The organism is Pseudomonas viridiflava (assembly GCF_900602065.1).
GTDB lineage: Bacteria > Pseudomonadota > Gammaproteobacteria > Pseudomonadales > Pseudomonadaceae > Aquipseudomonas.
Window position 1 is genome coordinate 636,986 of the sequence record NZ_UWFN01000265.1, and the last position, 22,079, is coordinate 659,064.

21 protein-coding genes are annotated in these 22,079 nt (G+C 57.5%); 9 read left to right on the plus strand and 12 right to left on the minus strand.

What is annotated here, in order from left to right; genetic code table 11:
* Positions 1-58: 58 nt before the first annotated feature.
* Positions 59-910 carry a formyltetrahydrofolate deformylase gene (purU, locus tag EE949_RS18120; RefSeq protein WP_122665527.1) on the minus strand — a complete coding sequence of 284 codons (852 nt, stop codon included), beginning with the start codon at positions 908-910 and terminating at the stop codon, positions 59-61.
* 357 nt (positions 911-1,267) lie between these two features.
* Between purU and mvaT the strand changes: the two genes are divergently transcribed.
* On the plus strand, positions 1,268-1,645 hold the full coding sequence (gene mvaT / locus EE949_RS18125; RefSeq protein ID WP_087264785.1) for a histone-like nucleoid-structuring protein MvaT: 378 nt from the start codon (positions 1,268-1,270) through the stop codon (positions 1,643-1,645).
* Positions 1,646-1,737: 92 nt separating this feature from the next.
* Here the strand turns inward: mvaT and sbcB are convergent, their stop codons facing one another.
* Positions 1,738-3,168, minus strand: a complete 1,431-nt coding sequence (gene sbcB, locus EE949_RS18130) for an exodeoxyribonuclease I (protein WP_122665528.1) — start codon at positions 3,166-3,168, stop codon at positions 1,738-1,740.
* A 180-nt stretch (positions 3,169-3,348) separates the two neighbouring features.
* On the opposite strand from sbcB, the gene EE949_RS18135 reads away from it, so the two are divergent.
* From EE949_RS18135 to EE949_RS18160, 6 genes are read left to right on the plus strand one after another with little or no spacing between them, the layout of a single operon-like run.
* The gene (locus EE949_RS18135) at positions 3,349-4,074 is read left to right on the plus strand and encodes an RDD family protein (RefSeq protein WP_122665529.1); all 726 of its coding nucleotides are present in this window, start codon (positions 3,349-3,351) and stop codon (positions 4,072-4,074) included.
* A complete protein-coding gene (locus tag EE949_RS18140; protein ID WP_122665530.1) occupies positions 4,071-5,051 on the plus strand; it encodes a stage II sporulation protein M in 981 nt (326 codons plus the stop codon). Before EE949_RS18135 ends, EE949_RS18140 begins: the two co-directional genes overlap by 4 nt.
* Complete coding sequence (locus tag EE949_RS18145) at positions 5,038-6,615, plus strand: DUF4129 domain-containing protein (RefSeq protein ID WP_122665531.1); 1,578 nt, start codon at positions 5,038-5,040, stop codon at positions 6,613-6,615. Before EE949_RS18140 ends, EE949_RS18145 begins: the two co-directional genes overlap by 14 nt.
* Complete coding sequence (locus EE949_RS18150) at positions 6,612-7,814, plus strand: DUF4350 domain-containing protein (RefSeq protein ID WP_122665532.1); 1,203 nt, start codon at positions 6,612-6,614, stop codon at positions 7,812-7,814. Before EE949_RS18145 ends, EE949_RS18150 begins: the two co-directional genes overlap by 4 nt.
* On the plus strand, positions 7,811-8,872 hold the full coding sequence (locus EE949_RS18155; protein WP_122665533.1) for an AAA family ATPase: 1,062 nt from the start codon (positions 7,811-7,813) through the stop codon (positions 8,870-8,872). Before EE949_RS18150 ends, EE949_RS18155 begins: the two co-directional genes overlap by 4 nt.
* Before the next feature lie 8 nt (positions 8,873-8,880).
* On the plus strand, positions 8,881-10,212 hold the full coding sequence (locus EE949_RS18160; RefSeq protein ID WP_122665583.1) for a DUF58 domain-containing protein: 1,332 nt from the start codon (positions 8,881-8,883) through the stop codon (positions 10,210-10,212).
* A gap of 218 nt (positions 10,213-10,430) precedes the next feature.
* Here the strand turns inward: EE949_RS18160 and EE949_RS18165 are convergent, their stop codons facing one another.
* Both EE949_RS18165 and EE949_RS18170 read right to left on the minus strand, forming a co-directional pair.
* Complete coding sequence (locus EE949_RS18165) at positions 10,431-10,790, minus strand: PilZ domain-containing protein (protein WP_122665534.1); 360 nt, start codon at positions 10,788-10,790, stop codon at positions 10,431-10,433.
* Between the two features lie 235 nt (positions 10,791-11,025).
* On the minus strand, positions 11,026-11,400 hold the full coding sequence (locus EE949_RS18170) for a tetratricopeptide repeat protein (RefSeq protein WP_027900594.1): 375 nt from the start codon (positions 11,398-11,400) through the stop codon (positions 11,026-11,028).
* A 175-nt stretch (positions 11,401-11,575) separates the two neighbouring features.
* Here EE949_RS18170 and pyk point away from each other — a divergent pair, with 175 nt between their 5' ends.
* Positions 11,576-13,027, plus strand: a complete 1,452-nt coding sequence (gene pyk / locus EE949_RS18175; protein ID WP_122665535.1) for a pyruvate kinase — start codon at positions 11,576-11,578, stop codon at positions 13,025-13,027.
* A gap of 143 nt (positions 13,028-13,170) precedes the next feature.
* On the opposite strand, the gene EE949_RS18180 is transcribed toward pyk, so the two are convergent.
* Together EE949_RS18180 and EE949_RS18185 are read right to left on the minus strand one after the other, a co-directional pair.
* Positions 13,171-14,106: an iron-sulfur-binding ferredoxin reductase gene (locus EE949_RS18180; protein WP_122665536.1), complete on the minus strand. Its 936-nt coding sequence runs from the start codon at positions 14,104-14,106 to the stop codon at positions 13,171-13,173.
* A complete protein-coding gene (locus EE949_RS18185; protein ID WP_122665584.1) occupies positions 14,099-15,130 on the minus strand; it encodes a GGDEF domain-containing protein in 1,032 nt (343 codons plus the stop codon). The genes EE949_RS18180 and EE949_RS18185 overlap by 8 nt, the downstream gene beginning before the upstream one ends.
* Positions 15,131-15,598: 468 nt before the next feature.
* Between EE949_RS18185 and EE949_RS18190 the strand changes: the two genes are divergently transcribed.
* Positions 15,599-17,122 carry a fumarate hydratase gene (locus EE949_RS18190; protein WP_027900590.1) on the plus strand — a complete coding sequence of 508 codons (1,524 nt, stop codon included), beginning with the start codon at positions 15,599-15,601 and terminating at the stop codon, positions 17,120-17,122.
* A gap of 178 nt (positions 17,123-17,300) precedes the next feature.
* On the opposite strand, the gene EE949_RS18195 is transcribed toward EE949_RS18190, so the two are convergent.
* The 6 genes from EE949_RS18195 to EE949_RS18220 all read right to left on the minus strand — a co-directional run bounded on the left by EE949_RS18195 (position 17,301) and on the right by EE949_RS18220 (position 21,816).
* Complete coding sequence (locus tag EE949_RS18195; RefSeq protein ID WP_122665537.1) at positions 17,301-17,993, minus strand: RES family NAD+ phosphorylase; 693 nt, start codon at positions 17,991-17,993, stop codon at positions 17,301-17,303.
* Entirely contained in the window at positions 17,987-18,391 is a 405-nt protein-coding gene (locus EE949_RS18200; RefSeq protein ID WP_122665538.1) for an antitoxin Xre-like helix-turn-helix domain-containing protein, read from the minus strand. Before EE949_RS18200 ends, EE949_RS18195 begins: the two co-directional genes overlap by 7 nt.
* A gap of 224 nt (positions 18,392-18,615) precedes the next feature.
* Positions 18,616-19,773, minus strand: coding sequence for a phospholipase D-like domain-containing protein (locus EE949_RS18205; RefSeq protein WP_122665539.1), 1,158 nt, complete (start codon positions 19,771-19,773; stop codon positions 18,616-18,618).
* A 2-nt stretch (positions 19,774-19,775) separates the two neighbouring features.
* Positions 19,776-20,357, minus strand: coding sequence for a YceI family protein (locus EE949_RS18210; protein WP_087264800.1), 582 nt, complete (start codon positions 20,355-20,357; stop codon positions 19,776-19,778).
* Between the two features lie 80 nt (positions 20,358-20,437).
* Complete coding sequence (locus tag EE949_RS18215; protein WP_122665540.1) at positions 20,438-20,776, minus strand: amidase; 339 nt, start codon at positions 20,774-20,776, stop codon at positions 20,438-20,440.
* On the minus strand, positions 20,773-21,816 hold the full coding sequence (locus tag EE949_RS18220; protein WP_122665541.1) for a serine hydrolase domain-containing protein: 1,044 nt from the start codon (positions 21,814-21,816) through the stop codon (positions 20,773-20,775). The genes EE949_RS18215 and EE949_RS18220 overlap by 4 nt, the downstream gene beginning before the upstream one ends.
* Positions 21,817-22,079: the final 263 nt, after the last annotated feature.

The window sequence follows — 22,079 nt, forward strand, 5'->3', positions numbered from 1 at the left end:
CCCACCTTGCTAATACCACCCAAGAAACGACGTCGTATCCCAAGTAGACAAAATCAGCTTAGTCGAACACTACCGTCTTGTTGTCATGCACCAGCACGCGGTCTTCCAGGTGGTAGCGCAAGCCGCGGGCCAGTACCATTTTTTCCACGTCACGACCGAAACGCACCATGTTCTCAATGCTGTCGCTGTGGCTGACACGCACTACGTCCTGCTCGATGATCGGGCCGGCATCCAACTCTTCAGTAACATAATGGCAAGTTGCGCCGATCAACTTTACCCCCCGCAAGGAAGCCTGGTGATAAGGCTTGGCACCCACAAACGATGGCAGGAAGCTGTGGTGAATATTGATGACCTGATGGGCATATTCACGGCACAGTTGCGGCGGCAGAATCTGCATGTAACGCGCCAGCACCACTACGTCAGCCTGGTGATGGGATACCAGACGAGAAACCTCGGCAAATGCCGGTTCTTTGTCGGTCGGGTTTACCGGAACGTAGTAATAAGGAATGCCATGCCATTCAACCATGCTGCGCAAATCCTGGTGATTGGAAATCACGCAGGCAATTTCGCAATCCAGTTCATCGCTGTGCCAGCGGTGCAACAAGTCCGCCAGACAGTGCGACTCGCGACTCGCCATCAGTACGACGCGCTTCTTTTGCGCTGAGTCGGTGATGCGCCAGTCCATCGCAAACTCTTCAGCGATGGGCGCGAAGGCCTCGCGGAAAGCGTCCAGATCGAAAGGCAGCGTATCGGCACGAATTTCGTGACGCATGAAGAACCAGCCACTCAGGTTGTCAGAGTGATGGCTCGCTTCGGTAATCCAGCCGTTATAGGACGCCAGAAAGTTACTGACTTTGGCAACGATGCCGACACGGTCCGGGCAAGAAATCACCAGACGAAAAGTGCGCATTGGGGGAAACTCCAGAACTTCGCAAAGGCCGCTATTCTAGCGACTGCGCGGGAAAACTGCAGTATTCCTGTCAAACTGATTGAGGACCGCCAAACCCACCCGTGCGTCCTGCAGCGGCAACGCTCTCCCCCCCACGTAGCGTTGCCTGCACGATCACTTATCACACCAGGAATTAAACAGGTTGATATGACTATCTTTGTCGCCGGTGTCAGAGCATCTAGTTATCGTCCGTTTTGTAGGACGGTGTATATTTCTAAATAATTCAAATAAAACTTTTATTTAATGTTTACTTGATCATGGCGCATGACTATTATTGCTTCACTGTCTCCCTGCCACCTCTCAACATAGGTAAGCATCATGTCCCTGATCAACGAATACCGTGCGACAGAAGAAGCCATCAAAGAACTGCAAGCCCGTTTGAAGAACCTGTCTCAAGACGACAAACTGCAAACCGAGCTGGAATTCGAAGGCAAACTGCGCACCCTGATGGGCGAATACCAGAAGTCGCTGCGCGACATCATTGCTCTGCTCGACCCAGAAGCAAAAGTTGGCAAGTCCGCTCGCGGCGCAGTTAAACCGACTGGCACCAAGCGCGCGCGCAAGGTCAAGCAATATAAAAACCCGCACAACGGCGAAGTCATCGAAACCAAAGGTGGCAACCACAAAACTCTGAAAGAGTGGAAAGCCAAGTGGGGTGGTGATGAAGTTGAAGGCTGGGCTACTCTGCTGGGCTAAACCCCAGGCAAGTCCTGCTTCACTCGTTACGCAAAAAAACGCCAGCCATGCTGGCGTTTTTTATTGCCTGGGGAACGCCCGTCAGTGCGGCCTCAAATGCCCAGTCTCTGGCGCAGCACCTCGACATAGTCCTGCCACTCGCGCAATACCTTGAGCTGTTCCGGGTTCGCACTAAGGGACAGTTCAACAAGTGACTGAGTGAAACTTTTCAGCGTATTAGGCGCCCCCCATTCAGGCGTTGTCAGTCGTGTCCTACAAAAATCAAGCCAGCGCTGTTGCTCTTCGGTGCTCAGCGTTTCAGCAAAATTACGTGCCCGATACCGAAATAATAACTCTGGCAAGCGTGCATCATCAAAAGGCCATGACTGATGAGCCAAGTCTGCCGGTTCAGCATTACGAACTTGCTCACACAGCCTGCGATCACGGTCGCCAATAAATCCGTCATACAATTGTTGTTCTGGATCTTCGCTGGCAACAAAGTCATCGCCTGCATAAATGACGTCCAGCTTTTCTCGCCAGAGATCCTCACGTTCATTGAGATGACGTACACGCTCATCGAAGACTGTCATGTCCAGATTCAAGCGTTGTTGATCTTCAGGCCGCAACACCTTCATCGGTGCGATCACCGGGCAACGGTTTATATGCAAGAGTTTGAGTGGGACGGGCAGCTCGCCGTCCACCAACTCTTCGCGACGGGTATATAACCGTTGTCGCAATAGGTGGGCGTCCTGTTCCAGTAACGGCCTGTGGTCCTGATGTAAATCGCAAACAATCAGCGCGTTCCGGTTCTGCGGGTGCCAGGCGAGCGGAAGCACAACCCCGAGATAATGACGCGCCGCGGAAAAACGTCCGGAGATATGTACCAACGGCTCCATGAGCCGTATCTGCTGTTGGACTTTTTGCTTGGTGCGCAACTCGAACAGGTACTCGTAAAGACGAGGCTGTTTCTCACGAATCAGACGCGCCAGAGCAATCGTGGCGCGCACATCGGACAAGGCATCATGTGCCTGACCATGATCGATGCCATTTGCCGCCGTGAGGCGTTCGAGTTTGAGGGTGACCCGGCCGTCGTCTTCCGGCCAGACAATGCCTTCGGGGCGCAGCGCGTAGGCAGCACGAACCACGTCGATCAAATCCCAGCGACTGTTGCCGCCCTGCCATTCCCGCGCGTAAGGATCAAAAAAATTCCGGTACAGACTGTACCGTGTCATCTCATCATCGAAACGCAACGTGTTGTAACCCGCGCCGCACGTACCCGGCGCTGCGAGCTGTGCATGCACACGCGTCATTAAATCGGCCTCGCACAAGCCCTTCTCGGCGAGAGTCGTCGGCGTGATGCCGGTAATCATGCATGCAGCGGGATGCGGCAGGATATCGTCACTGGGCTGACAGTGAATATTGACCGGAGGCGCTATCTCGTTGAGCTCGAAATCAGTGCGTATACCCGCCATTTGCAGCGGGCGATCGTTGCGCGGGTTAATACCGGTGGTTTCGTAGTCGTACCAGAAGATGCTGGAAGTCACGGGCTGATCCTGAACAAAAGACCGGCAAAGTGTAGGGCTTGAACATGGAAAAAGGCCAATCAGGCGAGGTTTTCCTCAAAAGAAACCTTTTCTTACATCACATGTAGAAACAGTCCGGTTGCTTAGCATCCCAACAGCACCTAGCATCAGGCTTTGCTCTCAGGCGTCCCTCTCCCGACAATGCCATCTCCGCACATTTTGCCAAGGACTGCACCGCCAACCGCGCCGCTGGACACCCGTAGCCAGATCGAAACCCCGGAAGGCATCGATCTGCATCTGCGACCGGCTGGACTTGTACCGCGTGCACTGGCGTTCGCTATCGATTTCAGCATTCGTGCCGCAGTCATGGGCGCACTCTTCCTGATCTTCAGCCTGTTCGAGTCGTTTGGTGCGGGTTCGAGCGCTATTGCGCTGTTCGTGGTGACCTGGTGGTACATGGTGTTGTTTGAAGTCCTTAACCAGGGACGTACACCTGGCAAACAGATCATGGGCCTGAGAGTGATCCACGATGACGCAACCCCCATCGGCTGGACGGCGTCGCTGATCCGCAACCTGCTGCGCTTCGTCGACATGCTGCCGTTCGGTTACAGCCTCGCAGCCATCAGTTGTCTGCAACACCCGCAATTCAAGCGCCTGGGTGATCTCGCCGCAGGCACACTGGTGGTCTATCAGGACAAACCGCCGCGCCGCCCGGTACTGCCCCAGGCCACGCCGATCATTGCGCCGTTCATGATGACTCTGGAAGAACAACGAGCGATTCTGAGCTTCGCGCAACGTCAGGCCGAACTCTCCTCGGAACGGACTCAGGAACTGGCATCCATTCTCGCCGAGCCGCTTAACGTAAGCCCCGCACTCGCGGTGCCAAGACTCAATAGCGTGGCCAGCGGCCTGCTGGGGCCAACATGAAACAAGGCCTTTTCGAACTTCGTTATCAGGCTGAATGGGCGCGTTTTGCAGAGCGCCTGGCCGGCCTTGAAAAAGGCAAACCGCAAGCCGGTTCGAACGAGACATTCAGCCGTGATTACCGACGTATCTGTAACCAGTTGGCCATTGCGCAGGAGAGAGGTTACAGCAGCCATCTGGTCGATCCGTTGCAGCAGTTGGCGATGCGTGGACATCAGCAACTGTATCGCCATCGCCACCCCATCGGCGCGCAATTGCTGGGTTTCGTACTGGCGGGATTCCCACGGCTGGTGCGTGCAGAATGGCGTCTGGTGGCCGTTGCCAGCCTGCTGTTCTTCGGCAGTCTGATCGGCATGGCCTTGCTGGTGCACGGCTTCCCCGACCTGATCTACAGCGTCGTTACCCCTGAGCAGGTGACGCAGATGGAGAGCATGTACGATCCGCAATCGAGCCGTATCGGCCAGGCGGCGGAGCGTGCCGCCGACGCCGACTGGATGATGTTCGGTTACTACATCATGAACAACATCGGGATTGCCTTTCAGACCTACGCCACCGGTTTGCTGTTCGGGCTTGGCAGCCTGTTCTTCCTGTTCTTCAACGGCGTCACGATCGGGGCGGTCGCCGGACACCTGACCGGCATGGGCTACGGGCAGACATTCTGGTCATTTGTCATCGGCCACGGCGCATTTGAACTCACCGCCATCGCTCTGGCGGGCGCCGCAGGCCTCAAACTCGGCTGGGCACTTCTCGCCCCCGGAGCGCTACGTCGCGGCGAGGCTCTGCGGATGGCTGCAAAGACCAGTGTTCAGCTCGTTTATGGCGTCATCCTGTTTTTGTTGATTGCAGCGTTTATAGAGGCCTACTGGTCATCCATGACCTGGCCGCAACCGACCATCAAGTATGCAGTCGGTGGCACGCTATGGGGACTGGTCATCGCCTATCTGGTTTTTGCTGGCAGGACTCGCCATGCGCCTGACTGATGCCAGCGTTGCGATTCAGCCGCGAACCCCATGGGAAGCCATTGATCTGGGTGTTCTGCTGGCGCGCAAGCATCGTGGCTTGCTGATAGCCAGCTGGGCGATGGTGACCCTGCCAATCTTCGCGCTGCTCAGCCTCCTCCTGTGGGACTACCCGAAAATCGCGATCGTGGTGTTCTGGTGGCTCAAGCCTGTTTATGAACGCCTGCCACTGCTCATTCTTTCTCAAGCGTTATTCGACCCGGCCCCAAGCCTCAAAGAGGCACTGAAAGGCTGGCTGAAAACATTGCGTCCGAATCTTCTCGCCAGCCTGACCTGGCGCAGATTCAGCCTGAGCCGCAGCTTTATTTTGCCGGTGCAACAGTTGGAGCAACTCTCTGGCGCTGAACTCAGACAGAGAATCGAGGTGCTCAGCCAGAAAGATCAGTTTGCAGCTCGTTGCCTGACAGTAGTCGGCAGCGCGCTGGAGCTTTGTCTGTGGATAGGCATGATCGTGTTTTTTTACGCACTGATTCCTCAACAGGTGGAGCTCGACTGGGCCTGGCTGATGATGCTCAAGCTGAACAACGAACTGAACTGGCTGGAGCACCTGAGCAATCTGTTCTATGTACTGATCCTGATGATATGGGGACCGATCTACGTCTCATGCGGTTTCACCCTGTATTTGAACCGGCGCACGGTTCTGGAGGCCTGGGACATTGAACTGGTTCTGCGGCGTTTGCGTCAGCGGCTCACGGGTAGCGCCTATGTGCTGATGATCGGCCTTGGTCTGACGCTGATCAGTCCGCCCCCCAAGGCCTGGTCTGCGCAACAGGATTTCAGCTGCCCCATTCCCGAACTTTCAACCGAAAACGAGCCGGGCCCAGACAGCCCACGCCTCGTCAATCAGGACCTGACCAGCACTGCGTCGCGGCAGGACATTCACAATGTGCTACAGCAACCACCGTTCAAAAACCCGAAGACAGTTTCCGGCTGGCGGTTACCTGAAGAGCAGAAAACCTCCCAAGCGGAGAACGGCGCGGACAAGCTCAACAATCTGCGCGAGTGGCTGAAATGGCTACTGCAGCTAGGCAACTACCTTGCCCAGGCTTTCAAGGTTTTGCTGTGGGCAATTGTTATCGCCGTGACTGGCGTGGTGATCTGGCGCTACAGAAAATGGCTGGCTACATTCGTCAACCGTCGAGCCCCCCGTGAAAAACCGCAGCGCCTGCAGCCCGAACAGTTATTCGGCCTGCAAATCAGCGCTGAAAGTCTGCCTGGCGACGTCGCGGGCAGCGCCGAAAGACTCTGGCCGAGCCAGCCACGCGAAGCGTTGGGGCTGCTCTACAGAGCGCTGCTCAGCCGCTTGCTCAGCGATTATCAGTTACCACTGAAAAGCGCCGACACCGAAGGCCAGGTCCTGCAAAGAATCGCTGCGCTTGATCAGCCTGCCCTTAACGAGTTCAGCCGCAACCTGACTCAACACTGGCAGAACCTCGCCTACGGTCATCAACTGCCGGCGGCTCATGTCCAGCAGGAACTGTGCGAGCAGTGGCGGCACCTGTTTGACCGGAAAGCCCGGCCATGACCCGACGTAATGGAGTACTGCTCACCCTGGTTGTGCTGGTTTTGTGCCTGAGCGCAGGCTATCTGCTGAAAAACCTCGAGCACTACGAGGAGACCGTCGATCAAGGCCCCTCTCCCGAAGCCCGTGGCAATCCATGGCTGGCTGCAGAAAGCTTTCTGCGCAACCGTTCCATCGCGGTGAATATCGCGGACTCCACTAACAAACTGCCCGATACGAGCCAGGAATCACAAACCCTGTTGCTGTTGGACAGCCGGGAACACATGACCCCTGCGCAAGCGGATCAAGTCCTGCATTGGGCACGCTCAGGGGGGCATCTGCTGTTTGTTGCCAGACAGCTCTGGAATGAAAAAAAAGGCCGCAGCGGCGACCTGTTGCTTGATCGCCTTCAGATTCATCAGCTACTCACCAAAGACCTCAAAGGGCAGGAATACTCTCCCGTCAGCCCGGTAATCCCGCTGCGCGCACCGGCCCCCAAAGCACCCAGGTTGCCCTGGCCAGATTTGACACGCCTGTATCTGGAAAATGAAGAAGCACCGGCCTATATAGGCTTCGACCCCAGATTCCACCTTGAAGACCCAGAGGACCAGGCCCAGTCATGGGCCAACAGCGCTGGCGCAACGCACATGCTGCAACTGGTCTATGGCGATGGCCTGATCACCGTGGTAACCGACGCCGAGCTGTGGAAAACCGGGTCCATCGGTCGCTACGACAATGCCTGGCTACTGTGGTATCTGACTCAAGACAGCAAGGTCACGATGGTCGTCAGGACCCAGCACGATAATCTGTTCAGCCTGCTGCTGCGCCACTTCCCGCTACTGCTACTGATGCTGTTACTGCTCGTCGGTGCAGGATTGTGGCGGGCGGGTATGCGCCAGGGGCCGTTACGGGCGCCCGCAGCGGGAGCTCGTCGGCAATTGACCGAGCACTTGCGTGCCAGCGCTGAATTCCTGCGTCGTCGCAGCGGTCCGCAATCACTTCTGCGCGCCCTGCAAACAGAAATTCTTCACCGCGCCCGTATTCGCCATCCGGGCTTCGACTCACTAATGGTCGCTGATCAATGGCAAGTCCTGGCACGTCTGACGCGCCAGCCAGGCAGCGTCATCAGTCAGGCAATGCGCCCGCGTCCGGCACAGCGCATGTCCAGTTCCGACTTCACCCGTCAGGTTGCCCACCTGCAAACCATCAGGAATGCCCTATGAGCGATCTACCCAACGAACCGTCCGCCAGCCCCGAGCCTGTCGTCGAGTTCAATATCGACCCGGCAGCGACTCCGGTGACGCCTGTGAGCAATCAGGCTCAGCAACGCCAGCGCGCCAGTCAGCTGGCGCAAGCGCTGCGCAAGGAACTGCAAAAAGCCGTGATTGGACAGGCTGCGGTCATTGATGACGTACTGACCGCATTGATTGGCGGCGGCCACGTTCTGCTTGAGGGTGTACCGGGCCTTGGTAAAACCCTGCTGGTGCGGGCGCTGGCCCGCTGTTTCGGCGGCGAGTTCGCGCGGATTCAGTTTACGCCTGACCTGATGCCCAGCGATGTCACCGGGCACGCGGTCTATGACCTGCAAACCGAGCAGTTCAAACTGCGCAAGGGTCCGATTTTCACCAACCTGCTACTGGCCGATGAAATCAACCGCGCACCGGCCAAGACTCAGGCCGCACTGCTTGAAGCCATGCAGGAACGCCAGGTGACACTCGAAGGCAAGGCCATGCCGATCGCGCAGCCATTCATGGTGCTGGCAACGCAAAACCCGATCGAGCAGGAAGGGACCTATCCACTGCCCGAAGCCGAGCTGGATCGCTTCATGCTCAAACTGCGTATGGACTACCCGGACGTCGAAGAAGAATTGGCCATGGTTCGTCAGGTCACACGTTCGACCCGGGCCGACATGCTGGACGTGCAGCCATTGCGCGTGGTGCTTCAGGCCAGAGAAGTACAAGCCTTGCAGCGCATCGCAAGCGAACTGCCCCTTGATGATCAGGTGCTGGACTACGCCATTCGGCTGGCCCGAGCCACACGTACCTGGCCAGGTCTGACCCTCGGAGCAGGCCCGCGGGCGTCAATTGCACTCGTTCGGGGCGGCCGAGCCCGAGCGTTGTTGCGCGGCGGCGAGTTTGTCATTCCTGACGACGTCAAAAGCTGCGCGCTCGCCGTATTGCGCCATCGGGTACGACTGGCGCCAGAGCTCGACATCGAAGGCCTGTCGGTTGATCAGGTACTCGGACAACTGCTTGATCAGGTTCCGGCTCCCCGCCTATGAAACACATGCTGAAACCGTCGCGTGCATTGCTCGGCTGGCTGGGAACCCTGACGGCCTTGGCGCTGCTCCTCGGCATCCTGTCTGCGCTGGCCGTCAAGGTGCCCGATGAACTCGGCCTGCTGTTTGGCGGGTTGCTGCTGGCATTACTGATGATTGCGGCGGTCGATGCGTTCCGGTTGAGTCGCACCGTATCACCGCGCCTGCAACGCCAGATTCCAGGCAGCCTGGCATTGGGCCGTTGGACCGATGTGCGCCTGGAACTGAGTCATGACTATGCTGGCGAACTCATCGTGCAAGTGTTCGATCATTTGCCGGACGGTTTCGAGGCCGAGCATCTTCCTCAGATCATTACGTTGCGGCCCGGCGAGCAGGCCCAATTGACCTACAGGCTGCGTCCGCTGCAACGGGGGCATTTCAAGCTTGCGCAGTGTGAACTGGAGTTGCCCAGCCCGATGGGCCTGTGGCGGGCTCGTCGCCGCCTGGCATTGACCGACAGCACGCGGGTCTATCCAGACTTCACCCGGATCAACGGAGGCCAGTTGCACGCCGTTGAGAACTGGCTTAGCCAGATAGGCGTGCGCCAGCGTCAGCGCCGTGGCCTGGGGGTGGAGTTCAACCAGTTACGGGAATTTCGAGAAGGCGATAGCCTGCGGCAAATCGACTGGAAAGCCACCGCCCGCCACCGAGCGCCCATCGCACGGGAATATCAAGAGGAAACCGACCAGCAAATCATCTTCATGCTCGATTGCGGTCGACGCATGCGCAGCCAGGACGGCGCGCTTTCGCATTTCGATCACGCCCTCAACGCTTTATTGCTGCTGGGGCATGTAGCGTTACGCCAGGGCGACGCAGTGGGCTTGTCGACTTTTTCCACCGGGCAAGACCGCTACCTTGCGCCCGTTAAAGGGCCGAGCCAGTTGAACACCTTGCTCAATAGCGTTTACGACCTGAATACCACCCGCAAATCTGCCGATTACAGCGCTGCCGCACGTCAGTTGCTGGCCCGACAGAAGCGCCGGGCGCTCGTGGTATTGATGACCAATGTGCGCGATGAGGATGACGAAGAACTGCTGTCGGCGGTCAAACTACTCGGCCAGAAGCACAGGATTCTGGTGGTCAGCTTGCGCGAAGAGGTACTGGACACTCTGCGGCAATCACCTGTACAGACCTATGAAGAAGCACTGCTGTATTGCGGGACCATCGACTTTTTGAACGCCCGCACCGTACTGCATCAACGGCTGGGTGCTCACGGCATCCCGGTTCTGGACTCACGACCAGCGGATCTTGGCCCAGAACTGATCAGTCGCTATCTGAGCTGGAAAAAATCCGGAGCGCTGTGATACATCCCACTGCCATGCAGTAAACCGTAGACCTGTAGGAGCTGCCGAAGGCTGCGAAGCATTTATCCTGACAGACCGCTATCGCAGCCTTCGGCAGCTCCTACAGAAAAACATTACAAGTCAGGTAATTATATTTACTTGATAAGAGCCGATTTGTCGGCGAGGCGGCCTTCGCACGATGCAGGCACAACGTCTCGCCTGCGAGATAACACGTTGCGTCAGGCCGACGCTTCCATCGGATAGAAGCTGAAGTAGTGCCTTAAGGCACGGATCAGCTCCGCATACTCTGGCGGCGACTCGGTGAGTATGAATCCGGAGTCGTAGCTACCTGGCGTCTCATCTTCATGACACCACAGGCACGTCGCTGTCACCTCCAGGGTTACAGGCGTTCCGCGCTCGCAGGGTACCTGCATGCGCAGTTCAAAATCAGCGCCTACCAGCATTGGCAGATCACTGATGAGCATCAGTCCCTGCTCGGAAACATTGCCCAGACAGCCTAATTGCTTGTTGGTGTAGCGATTGAAAACCCGGAGGTAGCAAGGCAGTTGATGCCGTTCGATTCTTCGCTCTTTCAACATAGATAAAGCCGCCATAGGTGACCATTGAGCATGGTCGCGCTAAAACTCCTGATAACCGTCAAGACGGTCAGCGTCCCTGATACAGACAAACCTCAGATTTGTCATAGCAGTGAAACGTGACTCTGACCCGTTACAAGTCCTGGAAGTCACGTGCGTTCGTCTGCTTTTACAGAGACTAGACCAACTGCGCCGTTCAGCCACTCAAAAGCGATACAGAAGATTCAAACGGGTGTATCTACCGTTTTACAGGGCTGACCTGTGCAGTCTGCACCCGTGGATAGTGACCTAATTGCTGAAGAGTCTCCAATCGGGCACGAGCTCTGAAGGCGTATTCGCTGTAAGGGTACTGGGTGATGATGAACTGATAGGTCTGCGCTGCATCGACAAACAGTTTCTGCCGCTCCAGACACTGCCCACGCAGCATCGACACTTCAGGCTGAACGTAACGGCGCGACCGGCTTTGACGATCGACCTTGGACAGGCTCAACATTACGGCCTCACAGTCACCACGGTCATAGGACCGATACGCGCTGTTCAAATTGGAATTCATGGCCATCCGGGTGCAGCCGCTGACAGCTGCCAGCAATACTAAAATCATCACGATTCGCATGGGACTCTCCTGTGCTCTGCAATGTATCGGCCTGAAACAAGATTTCTTCAAGCAGGTTTGACACCGATCGTCAGCCGATTGTGCACCGGCAAAACATCGCGGTAGTGCAAAGAAACATGACTACAGATCAAGACAGTAGTAGCCTCTCGCTGCGCTTCATATAAGGAGTTTGTGCATGACCGTTCGCCGCACCAAAATCGTCGCCACTCTTGGCCCTGCCAGTAACTCACCGGAAGTCATCGAACAATTGATCCTCGCGGGTCTGGACGTTGCTCGCCTGAACTTCTCCCACGGCACCCCGGATGAGCACAAGGCACGCGCCAGGCTTATTCGCGAAATCGCCGCAAAGCACGGGCGTTTCGTCGCTCTGCTGGGTGACCTGCAAGGTCCGAAAATTCGTATCGCCAAGTTCGCAGGCAAGAAAATCGAACTGAAAGTCGGTGACAAGTTCACCTTCTCCACTGTTCACCCGCTGACCGAAGGCAACCAGCAAATCGTGGGTATCGACTACCCGGATCTGGTCAAGGATTGCGGCGTAGGCGACGAGCTGCTGCTCGACGACGGTCGCGTGGTCATGCGCGTTGACACCCAGACTGCCGACGAACTGCACTGCACCGTGCTGATCGGTGGTCCATTGTCTGACCACAAAGGCATCAACCGTCGCGGTGGCGGCCTCACTGCCCCGGCGTTGACCGAAAAAGACAAACTGGACATCAAGCTGGCTGCTGAAATGGAGCTGGACTATCTGGCCGTTTCATTCCCGCGCGACGCCGCGGACATGGAATACGCCCGTAAGCTGCGTGACGAGTCGGGCGGTACTGCCTGGCTGGTGGCGAAGATCGAACGTGCCGAAGCCGTGGCTAACGACGAAGTGCTGGACGCGCTGATCCGCGCCAGTGATGCCGTCATGGTTGCCCGTGGCGACCTGGGCGTTGAAATCGGTGACGCAGAGCTGGTTGGCGTGCAAAAGCGCATCATCCTGCACGCTCGTCGTCATAACAAAGCGGTGATCGTAGCGACGCAGATGATGGAGTCCATGATCTCCAGCCCGATGCCGACTCGCGCCGAAGTATCCGACGTGGCCAACGCCGTGCTCGACTACACCGACGCGGTGATGCTGTCTGCTGAAAGTGCTGCCGGTTCCTACCCGATCGAAGCCGTTCAGGCGATGGCTCGTATCTGCATCGGTGCTGAAAAGCACCCGACAGGTAAAACCTCCAGCCACCGCATCGGTCACTCGTTCACCCGTTGTGACGAAAGCATCGCGCTGGCGGCCATGTACACCGCTAACCACTTCCCAGGTGTGAAAGCGATCATTGCCCTGACTGAAAGCGGCTATACCCCGCTGATCATGTCGCGCATTCGCTCCTCGGTGCCGATCTACGCGTTCTCCCCGCACCGCGGGACTCAGGCACGCGCAGCAATGTTCCGTGGCGTCTACACCGTACCGTTCGACCCGGCCAACCTGCCACCAGGCCAGGTCAGCCAGTCTGCGGTAGACGAACTGCTCAAGCGCGGTCTCGTTGAGCAAGGCGATTGGGTCATCCTCACCAAGGGCGACAGCTACCACACCATCGGTGGCACCAACGGCATGAAGATCCTGCACGTCGGCGATCCGTTGGTCTAAGACCGCCCGCGCAGTAAACAAAAAACCCCGGCTCGCGAGAGTCGGGGCTTTTTTGTATTTGCTGACCGAGGGTGAACAACAGCGCACTTCTATAGGAGAGACCCCGGTGTCTATGGCACCGCGCAATCTCGCATTTGAATGCTTTAATCACGCCCCACAAACACATCCGCCAACACCTGATTACGCGGAATACCGGCCAGATAAAGTCGCTTGGCAAAGGTCTCTACACTTTGCGGGCTGCCACAGACCAGCGCCATGGTCTTGCGCGACAGCATGCGCAGGTCTGCAAGCGTCGCCTCCAGCTCATCAGCCGTCACTAGCTGCACCTGAACACCATGATTACCTGCCAGCTCAGTCAGTTCGGTGCGCAGGTAATGCTCACCGCCATCACGCGCCAAATGGATAAGCCTGATTGGCCCTTGATGGTCCTGACGCAGTGCCTCACGCAGCACGCCCCATAACGGGCCTAGCCCGGTCCCGGCGCCCAGCAATAACAAAGGCTGCTCCTGCCAGTCCGGATCGTATTGCAAGGCACCGCCGCGCAATTCACCAAGACCTATGGAATCGCCGATTTCCAGCTGCCGGGCGGCATCGACAAATGCGCCGGGCTGGCGGCAATCAAGGTGGAATTCCAGATAGGGATCTTCGCCGGGCAAACTTGCCAGCGAGTAAGGCCTGGCGACCCCGCTGGCGGTCCAGAGCACCAGATGCTGCCCGGCGCGATAACGCAACGGCCGCTCAGGCTCCAGGCGCAAACGCAGTACCGCTGGGCTCAACCAGTCGCAGCCCGCTACCCGCGCAGGCGCGCCGTCGCACAGCGGATCAAACGCCTGAACCGCCAGATCGTCGATCACTCGGCATTGGCAGGCCAGACGCCAGCCCTGCAAGCGCTTAACAGGATCAAGCGCTTCAGGCAGTGCGTCAGCAGGTTCGCCAGTGATGCAGCGCACCAGGCAGGCATGGCAACTCCCGGCTCGACAGCTGTAGGGGACCGCGATGCCCGCCTGATTGAGGCTGTCCAGCAAGTTACTTCCTGAGGCGACCGTCCAGCGACGCTCCCCCACCTGCAATTCAGGCATCTACATTTTCCCAGCCAGACACACATCGATTGCGTCCAGTGCGCTTGGCCCGATAAAGCGCCTGGTCCGCCCGCTGCAATGCGTCATCAAGATTGTCGCCACGCTGCAGCAAGGTCATGCCCACCGACAGACTCAGGCTGCAGTCCGGCAACGTCGGCAACTCCACCTGGCTGAAAGCGTCACGTACACGCTCACAACAATCGATCAGTTGTTGCTCGTTGCATTGCGGTATGAACAACACAAACTCCTCTCCACCGTAGCGCGCCAGTACATCACTGTCGCGCAGGCAATCTTCAGCACGGGCCGCAAAAGCCTGGAGCACCTGATCGCCTGCCGAATGACCATAGTTATCGTTGATGCGCTTGAAGTGATCGAGATCAATCAAGGCCAGACCATGGGAAGCGTCACTGCCCAGCAGATTCAACTCCCGGGCAGCCATGCGCAAAAAGTAGCGGCGATTGTACAGATTGGTGAGTTCATCGGTAGCAGCCAACTCTTCAAGCTGCACCATCATCCCGCGCAATGTGTCCTGGTGAGCCTGCAAGGCATAGCGGCGGTGACGCATTCGCTGGCGCTGGGCATTCACATAACCGGCAAACAGGCTAAGCCACAGCAACATGACGAACAGTGCACTGATCTGCAGGAGCACGGTTCCGGGTTTGCGCATGGTTCCGTCGAGGAACTCCCACAGGTTGATACCGGCAAAACTCAGCAGTACCAACACCGCACATCGGGCAAAGACCATTGGCGTCAGTTGAAACAGGCCAAACAAAAGGATTGGCGCATACACAATCAAAAATACACTGCGCGCCCCGTCCAGACACGAGAGCAGCCAGGTCAGCCAGCACAGGGCGAGCAACACTTGGAACTCAGTCAGGCTGGCATCCGTGAAACGCTGGTTCAGCTTGGTGAGAAATACGACAAATACGGCGAGCTGACTCAATAGCACCAAAACGCAGGTAATCACTGTTTCCAGCATCGGCTGATGCAGTTCCCCCGCATAAATCGCCAGCCAGCTCAGCATTGTCACCAACAGATAAGTGGCTGCAGCCAAGCCAAAACGCTTCAGAAAAAGGGATTGCGTGGTGGGAGATATTTCCCGTGCGCTTATCGTGCTCAAAAAGGATTCCTTCCCATAGTGGCACCAAGCCCGGAACTTTAGACTCACATCAAAAAGTTTCCAGCCAATACAGGTTAAATACGTTCAAATAGATTCAATTGCAACTCGCATCCCCGCCTTTGCGTCCCTTTTGATACGGGGGTTTGAAGGCGTTATTGCCAGCGACACCGACTGGTGCTGGGTTAAGCCATTCGAAGAGCAAAAGAGTGCGAAGCGCAAAACCGATGGATGGACCCAAGAGGTTGCGGGTTATACTGCCGCGCCTTTTTGTCGCAGCCAGCCACGCTGTTGCAGCCATGAGACATCGCTCGAACGCAGATGGCTCAGACTATATTTTGAATGTTCCCGTCCTAAACAGAGGAGCGCGCCCACATGACCGTGATCAAGCAAGACGACCTGATTCAGAGCGTAGCCGACGCCCTGCAATTCATTTCCTACTACCACCCGGTAGATTTCATTCAGGCCATGCACGAAGCCTATCTGCGCGAAGAGTCGCCTGCTGCCCGTGACTCCATGGCGCAGATCCTGATCAACTCGCGCATGTGCGCGACCGGTCATCGCCCGATCTGCCAGGACACCGGCATCGTCACCGTATTTGTGCGCGTCGGCATGGACGTCCGTTGGGACGGGGCCACCATGGGCCTGGACGACATGATCAACGAAGGCGTGCGTCGCGCCTACAACTTGCCGGAAAACGTCTTGCGCGCCTCGATCCTGGCCGACCCGGCCGGTGCGCGTAAAAACACCAAAGACAACACTCCAGCCGTTATTCACTACTCCATCGTCCCGGGTAACACCGTGGAAGTGGACGTGGCTGCCAAAGGCGGCGGCTCGGAAAACAAGTCGAAAATGGCCATGCTCAACCCGTCCGACTCGATCGTCGACTGGGTACTGAAAACTGTGCCAACCATGGGCGCTGGCTGGTGCCCGCCTGGCATGCTTGGCATTGGTATTGGTGGTACTGCAGAGAAAGCCGCAGTCATGGCCAAAGAAGTACTGATGGAGTCCATCGACATCCACGAGCTGAAAAAGCGCGGCCCTTCCAACCGTATCGAAGAGATGCGTCTGGAGCTGTTCGAGAAGGTCAACCAACTGGGCATCGGTGCCCAGGGCCTGGGCGGTCTGACCACCGTGCTCGACGTGAAGATCATGGATTACCCGACTCACGCGGCTTCTCTGCCGGTGTGCATGATCCCTAACTGCGCGGCCACCCGTCACGCGCACTTCGTGCTTGATGGTTCCGGCCCTGCCTCGCTGGAAGCGCCATCGCTGGATGCCTACCCGGAAATCGTCTGGGAAGCAGGCCCGTCAGCCCGTCGCGTCAACCTCGACACCCTGACGCCGGAAGACGTGCAAAGCTGGAAGCCAGGCGAAACTGTCCTGCTCAACGGCAAAATGCTCACCGGTCGCGATGCTGCCCACAAGCGCATGGTTGAAATGCTCAACAAGGGCGAAACCCTGCCGGTGGACCTCAAAGGTCGCTTCATTTACTACGTCGGCCCGGTTGATCCGGTGCGCGAAGAAGTGGTTGGCCCGGCTGGCCCGACTACCGCCACGCGGATGGACAAATTCACCCGGCAGATCCTCGATCAGACCGGCCTGTTGGGCATGATCGGCAAATCCGAGCGCGGCCCGACCGCTATCGAAGCGATCAAAGACCACAAAGCCGTGTACCTGATGGCTGTCGGCGGTGCTGCTTACCTGGTGGCTCAGGCGATCAAGAAGTCGAAAGTCGTGGCCTTTGCCGAACTGGGCATGGAAGCGATCTACGAGTTCGAAGTCAAAGACATGCCGGTTACCGTTGCCGTCGACAGCAAGGGCGAGTCCGTCCACGTCACCGGCCCGCAGATCTGGCAGAAGAAGATCAGCGACAGCCTGGCGGTAGAAGTGCAGTAAGCACATCGGCCTCGATAAAAAACCCGCAGAGATGCGGGTTTTTTATTGAAGTGCGAGGGCTACTGTAGGAGCTGCCGAAGGCTGCGAAGCCTTCATTCTGATACACCGCCATCGCAGCCTTCGGCAGCTCCTACAGGTCCAGTGTTTGCTGCGCGACAGCGCGGTGCCATAAACACACTCAAGCATTCGAAAGACGACTCACACTGGTGATCTGCCCACTCCAGATCATTTCGTAGTGCGCGGTCTGAACAATCGACTTCACATGCCTGGGCGTCATCAATGCCCAGCAATGGTTGCCCGGCGAGCGAACCGAGTTGTAACGCAGTCCCGGGCACCCTGCCCGCTTGGCGGCGTGGCCCAGTTGGCGAGCATGGGAATAATCATCAGGATCGTAGATCGGGTCTGAAAGTGGCAGCCCGGTGGCGTCGCGATTTGCATCCTCATCGAATGTGCAACACAGACCACGAAACAGAAAGCGCTCGTAGTTGAGTCCTGCCACTCTCGACCAATAGTGGTTCTGATGATGGCGCACCTCTGCGATGGCGGTTTCCATCACATCGGCCAAGTACAACACCCCAAACGCACCATCGCTAAACCGTGAACCTGAAGGATTTACATGGGTGAAAGGACCAACGGCGTAAGAGCAGCCGGGAATACCAAAGGGAATCTCCGAAACCGGGATAAGGGCAAGTCGCCCCACTTCATTCTGTAACCGCGGATTGGTCAGCGCCTGCAATTGATACAACGCCTCGAACTCCGCTGCGTCAGCTACATCGTCGAACAGGTCGATGGGAGGGAATCTGGAGTTGACCAGCCGATACGCCCGCCGCTCTTCATCAGCCAGCAGCGGAAGGCTTTCCAGCGTTACCACTGCGCGCCCCGGAGTGCATCAACACGGCGGAAGGTCTCGTACAACGAAACGATATCCCCCTGCGCCATGATGTCCAGCGGCTTACGGCCGTTGAAAAACTCGTTGCCGTTGTCCATCGTTGCAAAGCCGTAAACGTTGTCCGGATTGTCGAAAACCGTGCGCAACGCCGCATGAATGTTCAACACAAAGCTGATGCGGTGCATCTGATCCATGTCCAGTCCGACTGACCATTCCGAGCCCGTCTGCTTGGCCCGCGTGTAGGTACTGCGCGAGATACGCAAAATCCGACACGCCTGCTCACTGGACGCATTCCACTTGTCGAGAATGCGCAACGCTGCGCGCAGGCCGGAGACGCATTGTTCTTTGGAGAGAGGCTGGAGTTGCGGGACTGCGGACATGCGAAACACCTTTTGCATCTGTAGATGCAAACACTAGCAACTAGAGTCTACAGATGCAAACACCAAATATATGAAAGCCACATTCTGTAGGAGCCAACTTGTTGGCGAAGCGGCGTATCAGAAACAGCCTCGCCAACAAGTTGGCTCCTACAAGCCTTGTGCTTACCCCCCATAGCTTGAAGCTAACGCGTGCCCTGTGGGAACGCCGCCCGGCCGGTCCCACCTCAGCCGCGCTTATCCAGCAAATTAACCACCAACCGATCAATCCAGCCCCAGAGCCGTTGCTTGATCCGCCGCCACAGAGGCCGCTTTTTCCAGTCGGCCAGGGTGATTTCCTTACTGACCGCAAAGTCTTTTTCAAAGCTGGCGACCACATCGCGGGTCAGGCCGACGTCGAGAGCCTCCAGATTGGCTTCCAGATTGAAGCGCAGGTTCCAGTGATCAAAGTTGCACGAGCCAATGCTGACCCAGTCATCAATCAGGACCATTTTCAAATGCAGGAAGCACGGCTGGTACTCGAAGATTTTCACGCCCGCACGCAACAAGCGCGGGTAATAGCGATGCCCGGCGTAGCGTACTGAAGGGTGATCGGTGCGCGGGCCGGTCAGCAGCAAGCGGACATCAATCCCCCGAGCCGCGGCACGCCGTAGCGAGCGACGGACCTTCCACGTAGGCAGGAAATACGGCGTCGCCAGCCAGATACGCTTATGACCGCTGTTAAGCGCCCGCACCAATGATTGCAGAATGTCACGGTGCTGGCGGGAGTCGGCATAGGCGACGCGACCTAACCCATGCCCTTTGACAGGGACCTTGGGCAAGCGCGGCAGACCGAAGTTTTCCGCTGGACGCCAGGCTGTACGGCGCGGATTGGCGTGAAACTGCCGATCAAACAGTGCCTGCCAGTCAATGACCAATGGCCCGGTGATTTCAACCATGACCTCATGCCACTCGCTGACCGGCTCGGCGGGCTGCCAGAACTCATCGGTGACACCTGTGCCGCCGACTACCGCGAGCTTTTTGTCCACCAACAGTAATTTGCGATGGTCGCGGTAGAAGTTACGCACACCGCGTCGCCAGTTAATACGATTGTAGAAGCGCAGGATCACGCCCGCGTCGGTCAGACGTTTGCGCAACCCAAGGGTAAAGGCCTGAGCACCAAAGTCGTCGAACAGGCAACGCACGATTACGCCGCGCTTGGCCGCGTCCACCAGGGCTCGCACTACTGCATCGGCGCACGCGCCCGCCTCCACCAGATAAAGCTCCAGCTCGACTTGCTGCTGAGCAGCGTCAATGGCAGCAATCATGCGCGGAAAGAACGACGGGCCGTCGATCAACAGCTGGAACTGGTTGTTCTCACGCCAGGGAAATATTGCACCGCTCATCCTCAGCGCGCCGTGAAGATCAAGACAGCACCCACGGGCACCGCGAGGCTGACCGCCGAGAGTCCGGCGGCATTGCGCAGCGTCGTGAAGCCCGGCACAAGATCAAAATCCTGAGCGTTGACCACCAGCGGCTCAAGCGTCACGACCTGAAAGCGTCGCTCATCCAGGCGTGTAGCAAGCAGCTCGGCTCGATAGCTATGGGATTTGCCATGCAGTTGCACCACCAACGGCAGCCTTAATTCAAGCTGTGCACCGGGCGCCAGATCGTTGATCGGCCCCAGGTCGAGCTGAGCGTTGATTTTCGCTCTGGGGAATTTATCGATGTTAAAGACTTGCTCGCGAATGCGCTCGTCACGCAGGGCGATGCCGGTGCTGACGGACTCCAGCTCTACCTCAAGCTCAGCTGCGCCTTTACGATCGACTTTGCCATGCAAGGTCAGGAAGCGATGGACTTCAGCAATGTTGGCGTTTTTGGTCGACGTGAACGACAGCCTTGAGGACTCGTTGTCCAAGTACCAGTTCGCCTGAGCAGGCAATGCGGTCAGCGCCAGCAAAGCCAGCAACAGGCGGGTTGTGATGGGCATGCAAACTCCAGATGCGCATTAAGGGGCAACCATACCGCCTGTCTGACCGCTGGCGAACTGCTACGTTCGCATCCGGTTTTTCATGGCGCTGACGGTAGCAAGCGACAGCCTTGTCGCTCGCCCTGCCAAGTGGCCACATTACTGCGGCCAAGACCTTCGGCAGTTACCCGTTTATTCGCCGCGTCGTCGAGCAAGCTGCTCGGTACGTACTGTTTGACGTAACCACGGCAATACTCGGCGGAATTAAGCATGACGTAGCGACAGGAGCAATACTCTTTGGCGGTATAGGCGCTGATGATGCTTGGGAATGCCGCCAATGCGAGGCGGTTTTGCCAGACCAGCACCGCCACGATGATCAAGACCAGTAGCAAGAGGCTGCTGAACGGACGACGTCGGATAAAACCTTTGCGACTGCTCATTGCGCGCGCTCCCCGCCAAAAGCTGCCAAGACCCGCTTCAGTAGTTCGTCATGGGAATAACTGCCATCCCGGTCATCGGCATAGCGCACGATCACCAGTCCGGTACTGGGGACCACATACAACGCCTGCCCCCAATGCCCCAGCGCGGCGAAAGTATCGCCAGGCGCACTTGGCCATGGGCCTATATCACCTTTGGATGTTTGATTGAGCCACCACTGGCCGCCAGAGACCTCGGCATTTGGCTGTTGATTGGCGAACGGCGTGAGAACGAAGTCGACCCAGGCTTTGGGCACTAACTGTCGGTCATTCCAGAGCCCGCCGCGTTGCATTAATAAACCAATACGGGCCAGATCCTGTGCCGTCATGTAGGCGTAGGAAGAACCGACAAACGTGCCGCTGGCATCGGTCTCCCACACAGCGCTGCGAATGCCCAGCGGCTCGAACAGTGCCGTCCATGGATAGTCCGCGTAGGCCTTTTCCCCGACCATGCCTTTCAGCGCGGCAGACAGGACGTTGCTGTCGCCACTGGAATACAGGAACGACGTACCCGGTTTGTGAGCACTGCGATGCCCGGCAGTAAAGCGCGCCATGTCGTCCCGGCCACGGGTATAAAGCATGGCGACCACCGAAGAGTTGAGCGGTGCGTATTCATAGTCCTCCTGCCAATCCAGGCCGGAGGTCCACTGCATCAGATGCTTGAGGGTGATATCAGGGTGAGCGTTGAGCGGGGGATAGAACTTTGCAGCAGGATCATCCAGCGCAAAGCGACCTTCACCAAACGCGACGCCCAAAACCGTCGCCATGATGCTTTTGCTGATGGACCACGTGAGGTGTGGGGTCTGGGCAGCGGTCACTCCGGCGTAGCGCTCGTACACCACCTCACCGTCACGCAGTACCAGTAATGCGTCGGTGCGAATGCCCTCTCGGGTTTGGTCGTTGCGGGTCGGGAAGGCGTAATCTTCAAGGGATTTCACTGCCGCCGAGGGTTCAGCATTGGCATTGAAGACCACAAACAACAGCACCAGCCAGGCAAGCCGCATCGGGACACACCTCAAAATTGAATCGCCGGACTTTAGCAGGGGGTTGTGACAGATACTGGTAGTGAGAGCCCTGTGGGACAGATTTATTCGGGAAGGCGATATTGCGTCAGACAGATATGCAGTGACTGTAACGGCCCTTTCGCGAATGAATTCGCTCCCACAGGATCACCGCAAACCGCGAGCGACGCAGAACCCGTGGGACCGAATTTATTCGGGAAGGCGATATTGCGTCAGACAGATATGCAGTGACCGCAACGGCCTTT

Excerpts from the sequence above, each read along its gene's own strand:
- purU (WP_122665527.1), bottom strand. The coding sequence starts at position 910 with ATGCGCACTTTTCGTCTGGTGATTTCTTGCCCGGACCGTGTCGGCATC.
- mvaT (WP_087264785.1), top strand. The coding sequence starts at position 1,268 with ATGTCCCTGATCAACGAATACCGTGCGACAGAAGAAGCCATCAAAGAA.
- EE949_RS18135 (WP_122665529.1), top strand. The coding sequence starts at position 3,349 with ATGCCATCTCCGCACATTTTGCCAAGGACTGCACCGCCAACCGCGCCG.
- EE949_RS18140 (WP_122665530.1), top strand. The coding sequence starts at position 4,071 with ATGAAACAAGGCCTTTTCGAACTTCGTTATCAGGCTGAATGGGCGCGT.
- EE949_RS18145 (WP_122665531.1), top strand. The coding sequence starts at position 5,038 with ATGCGCCTGACTGATGCCAGCGTTGCGATTCAGCCGCGAACCCCATGG.
- EE949_RS18150 (WP_122665532.1), top strand. The coding sequence starts at position 6,612 with ATGACCCGACGTAATGGAGTACTGCTCACCCTGGTTGTGCTGGTTTTG.
- EE949_RS18155 (WP_122665533.1), top strand. The coding sequence starts at position 7,811 with ATGAGCGATCTACCCAACGAACCGTCCGCCAGCCCCGAGCCTGTCGTC.
- EE949_RS18165 (WP_122665534.1), bottom strand. The coding sequence starts at position 10,790 with ATGTTGAAAGAGCGAAGAATCGAACGGCATCAACTGCCTTGCTACCTC.
- EE949_RS18170 (WP_027900594.1), bottom strand. The coding sequence starts at position 11,400 with ATGCGAATCGTGATGATTTTAGTATTGCTGGCAGCTGTCAGCGGCTGC.
- pyk (WP_122665535.1), top strand. The coding sequence starts at position 11,576 with ATGACCGTTCGCCGCACCAAAATCGTCGCCACTCTTGGCCCTGCCAGT.
- EE949_RS18180 (WP_122665536.1), bottom strand. The coding sequence starts at position 14,106 with ATGCCTGAATTGCAGGTGGGGGAGCGTCGCTGGACGGTCGCCTCAGGA.
- EE949_RS18185 (WP_122665584.1), bottom strand. The coding sequence starts at position 15,130 with ATGCTGAGCTGGCTGGCGATTTATGCGGGGGAACTGCATCAGCCGATG.
- EE949_RS18190 (WP_027900590.1), top strand. The coding sequence starts at position 15,599 with ATGACCGTGATCAAGCAAGACGACCTGATTCAGAGCGTAGCCGACGCC.
- EE949_RS18200 (WP_122665538.1), bottom strand. The coding sequence starts at position 18,391 with ATGTCCGCAGTCCCGCAACTCCAGCCTCTCTCCAAAGAACAATGCGTC.
- EE949_RS18205 (WP_122665539.1), bottom strand. The coding sequence starts at position 19,773 with ATGAGCGGTGCAATATTTCCCTGGCGTGAGAACAACCAGTTCCAGCTG.
- EE949_RS18210 (WP_087264800.1), bottom strand. The coding sequence starts at position 20,357 with ATGCCCATCACAACCCGCCTGTTGCTGGCTTTGCTGGCGCTGACCGCA.
- EE949_RS18215 (WP_122665540.1), bottom strand. The coding sequence starts at position 20,776 with ATGAGCAGTCGCAAAGGTTTTATCCGACGTCGTCCGTTCAGCAGCCTC.
- EE949_RS18220 (WP_122665541.1), bottom strand. The coding sequence starts at position 21,816 with ATGCGGCTTGCCTGGCTGGTGCTGTTGTTTGTGGTCTTCAATGCCAAT.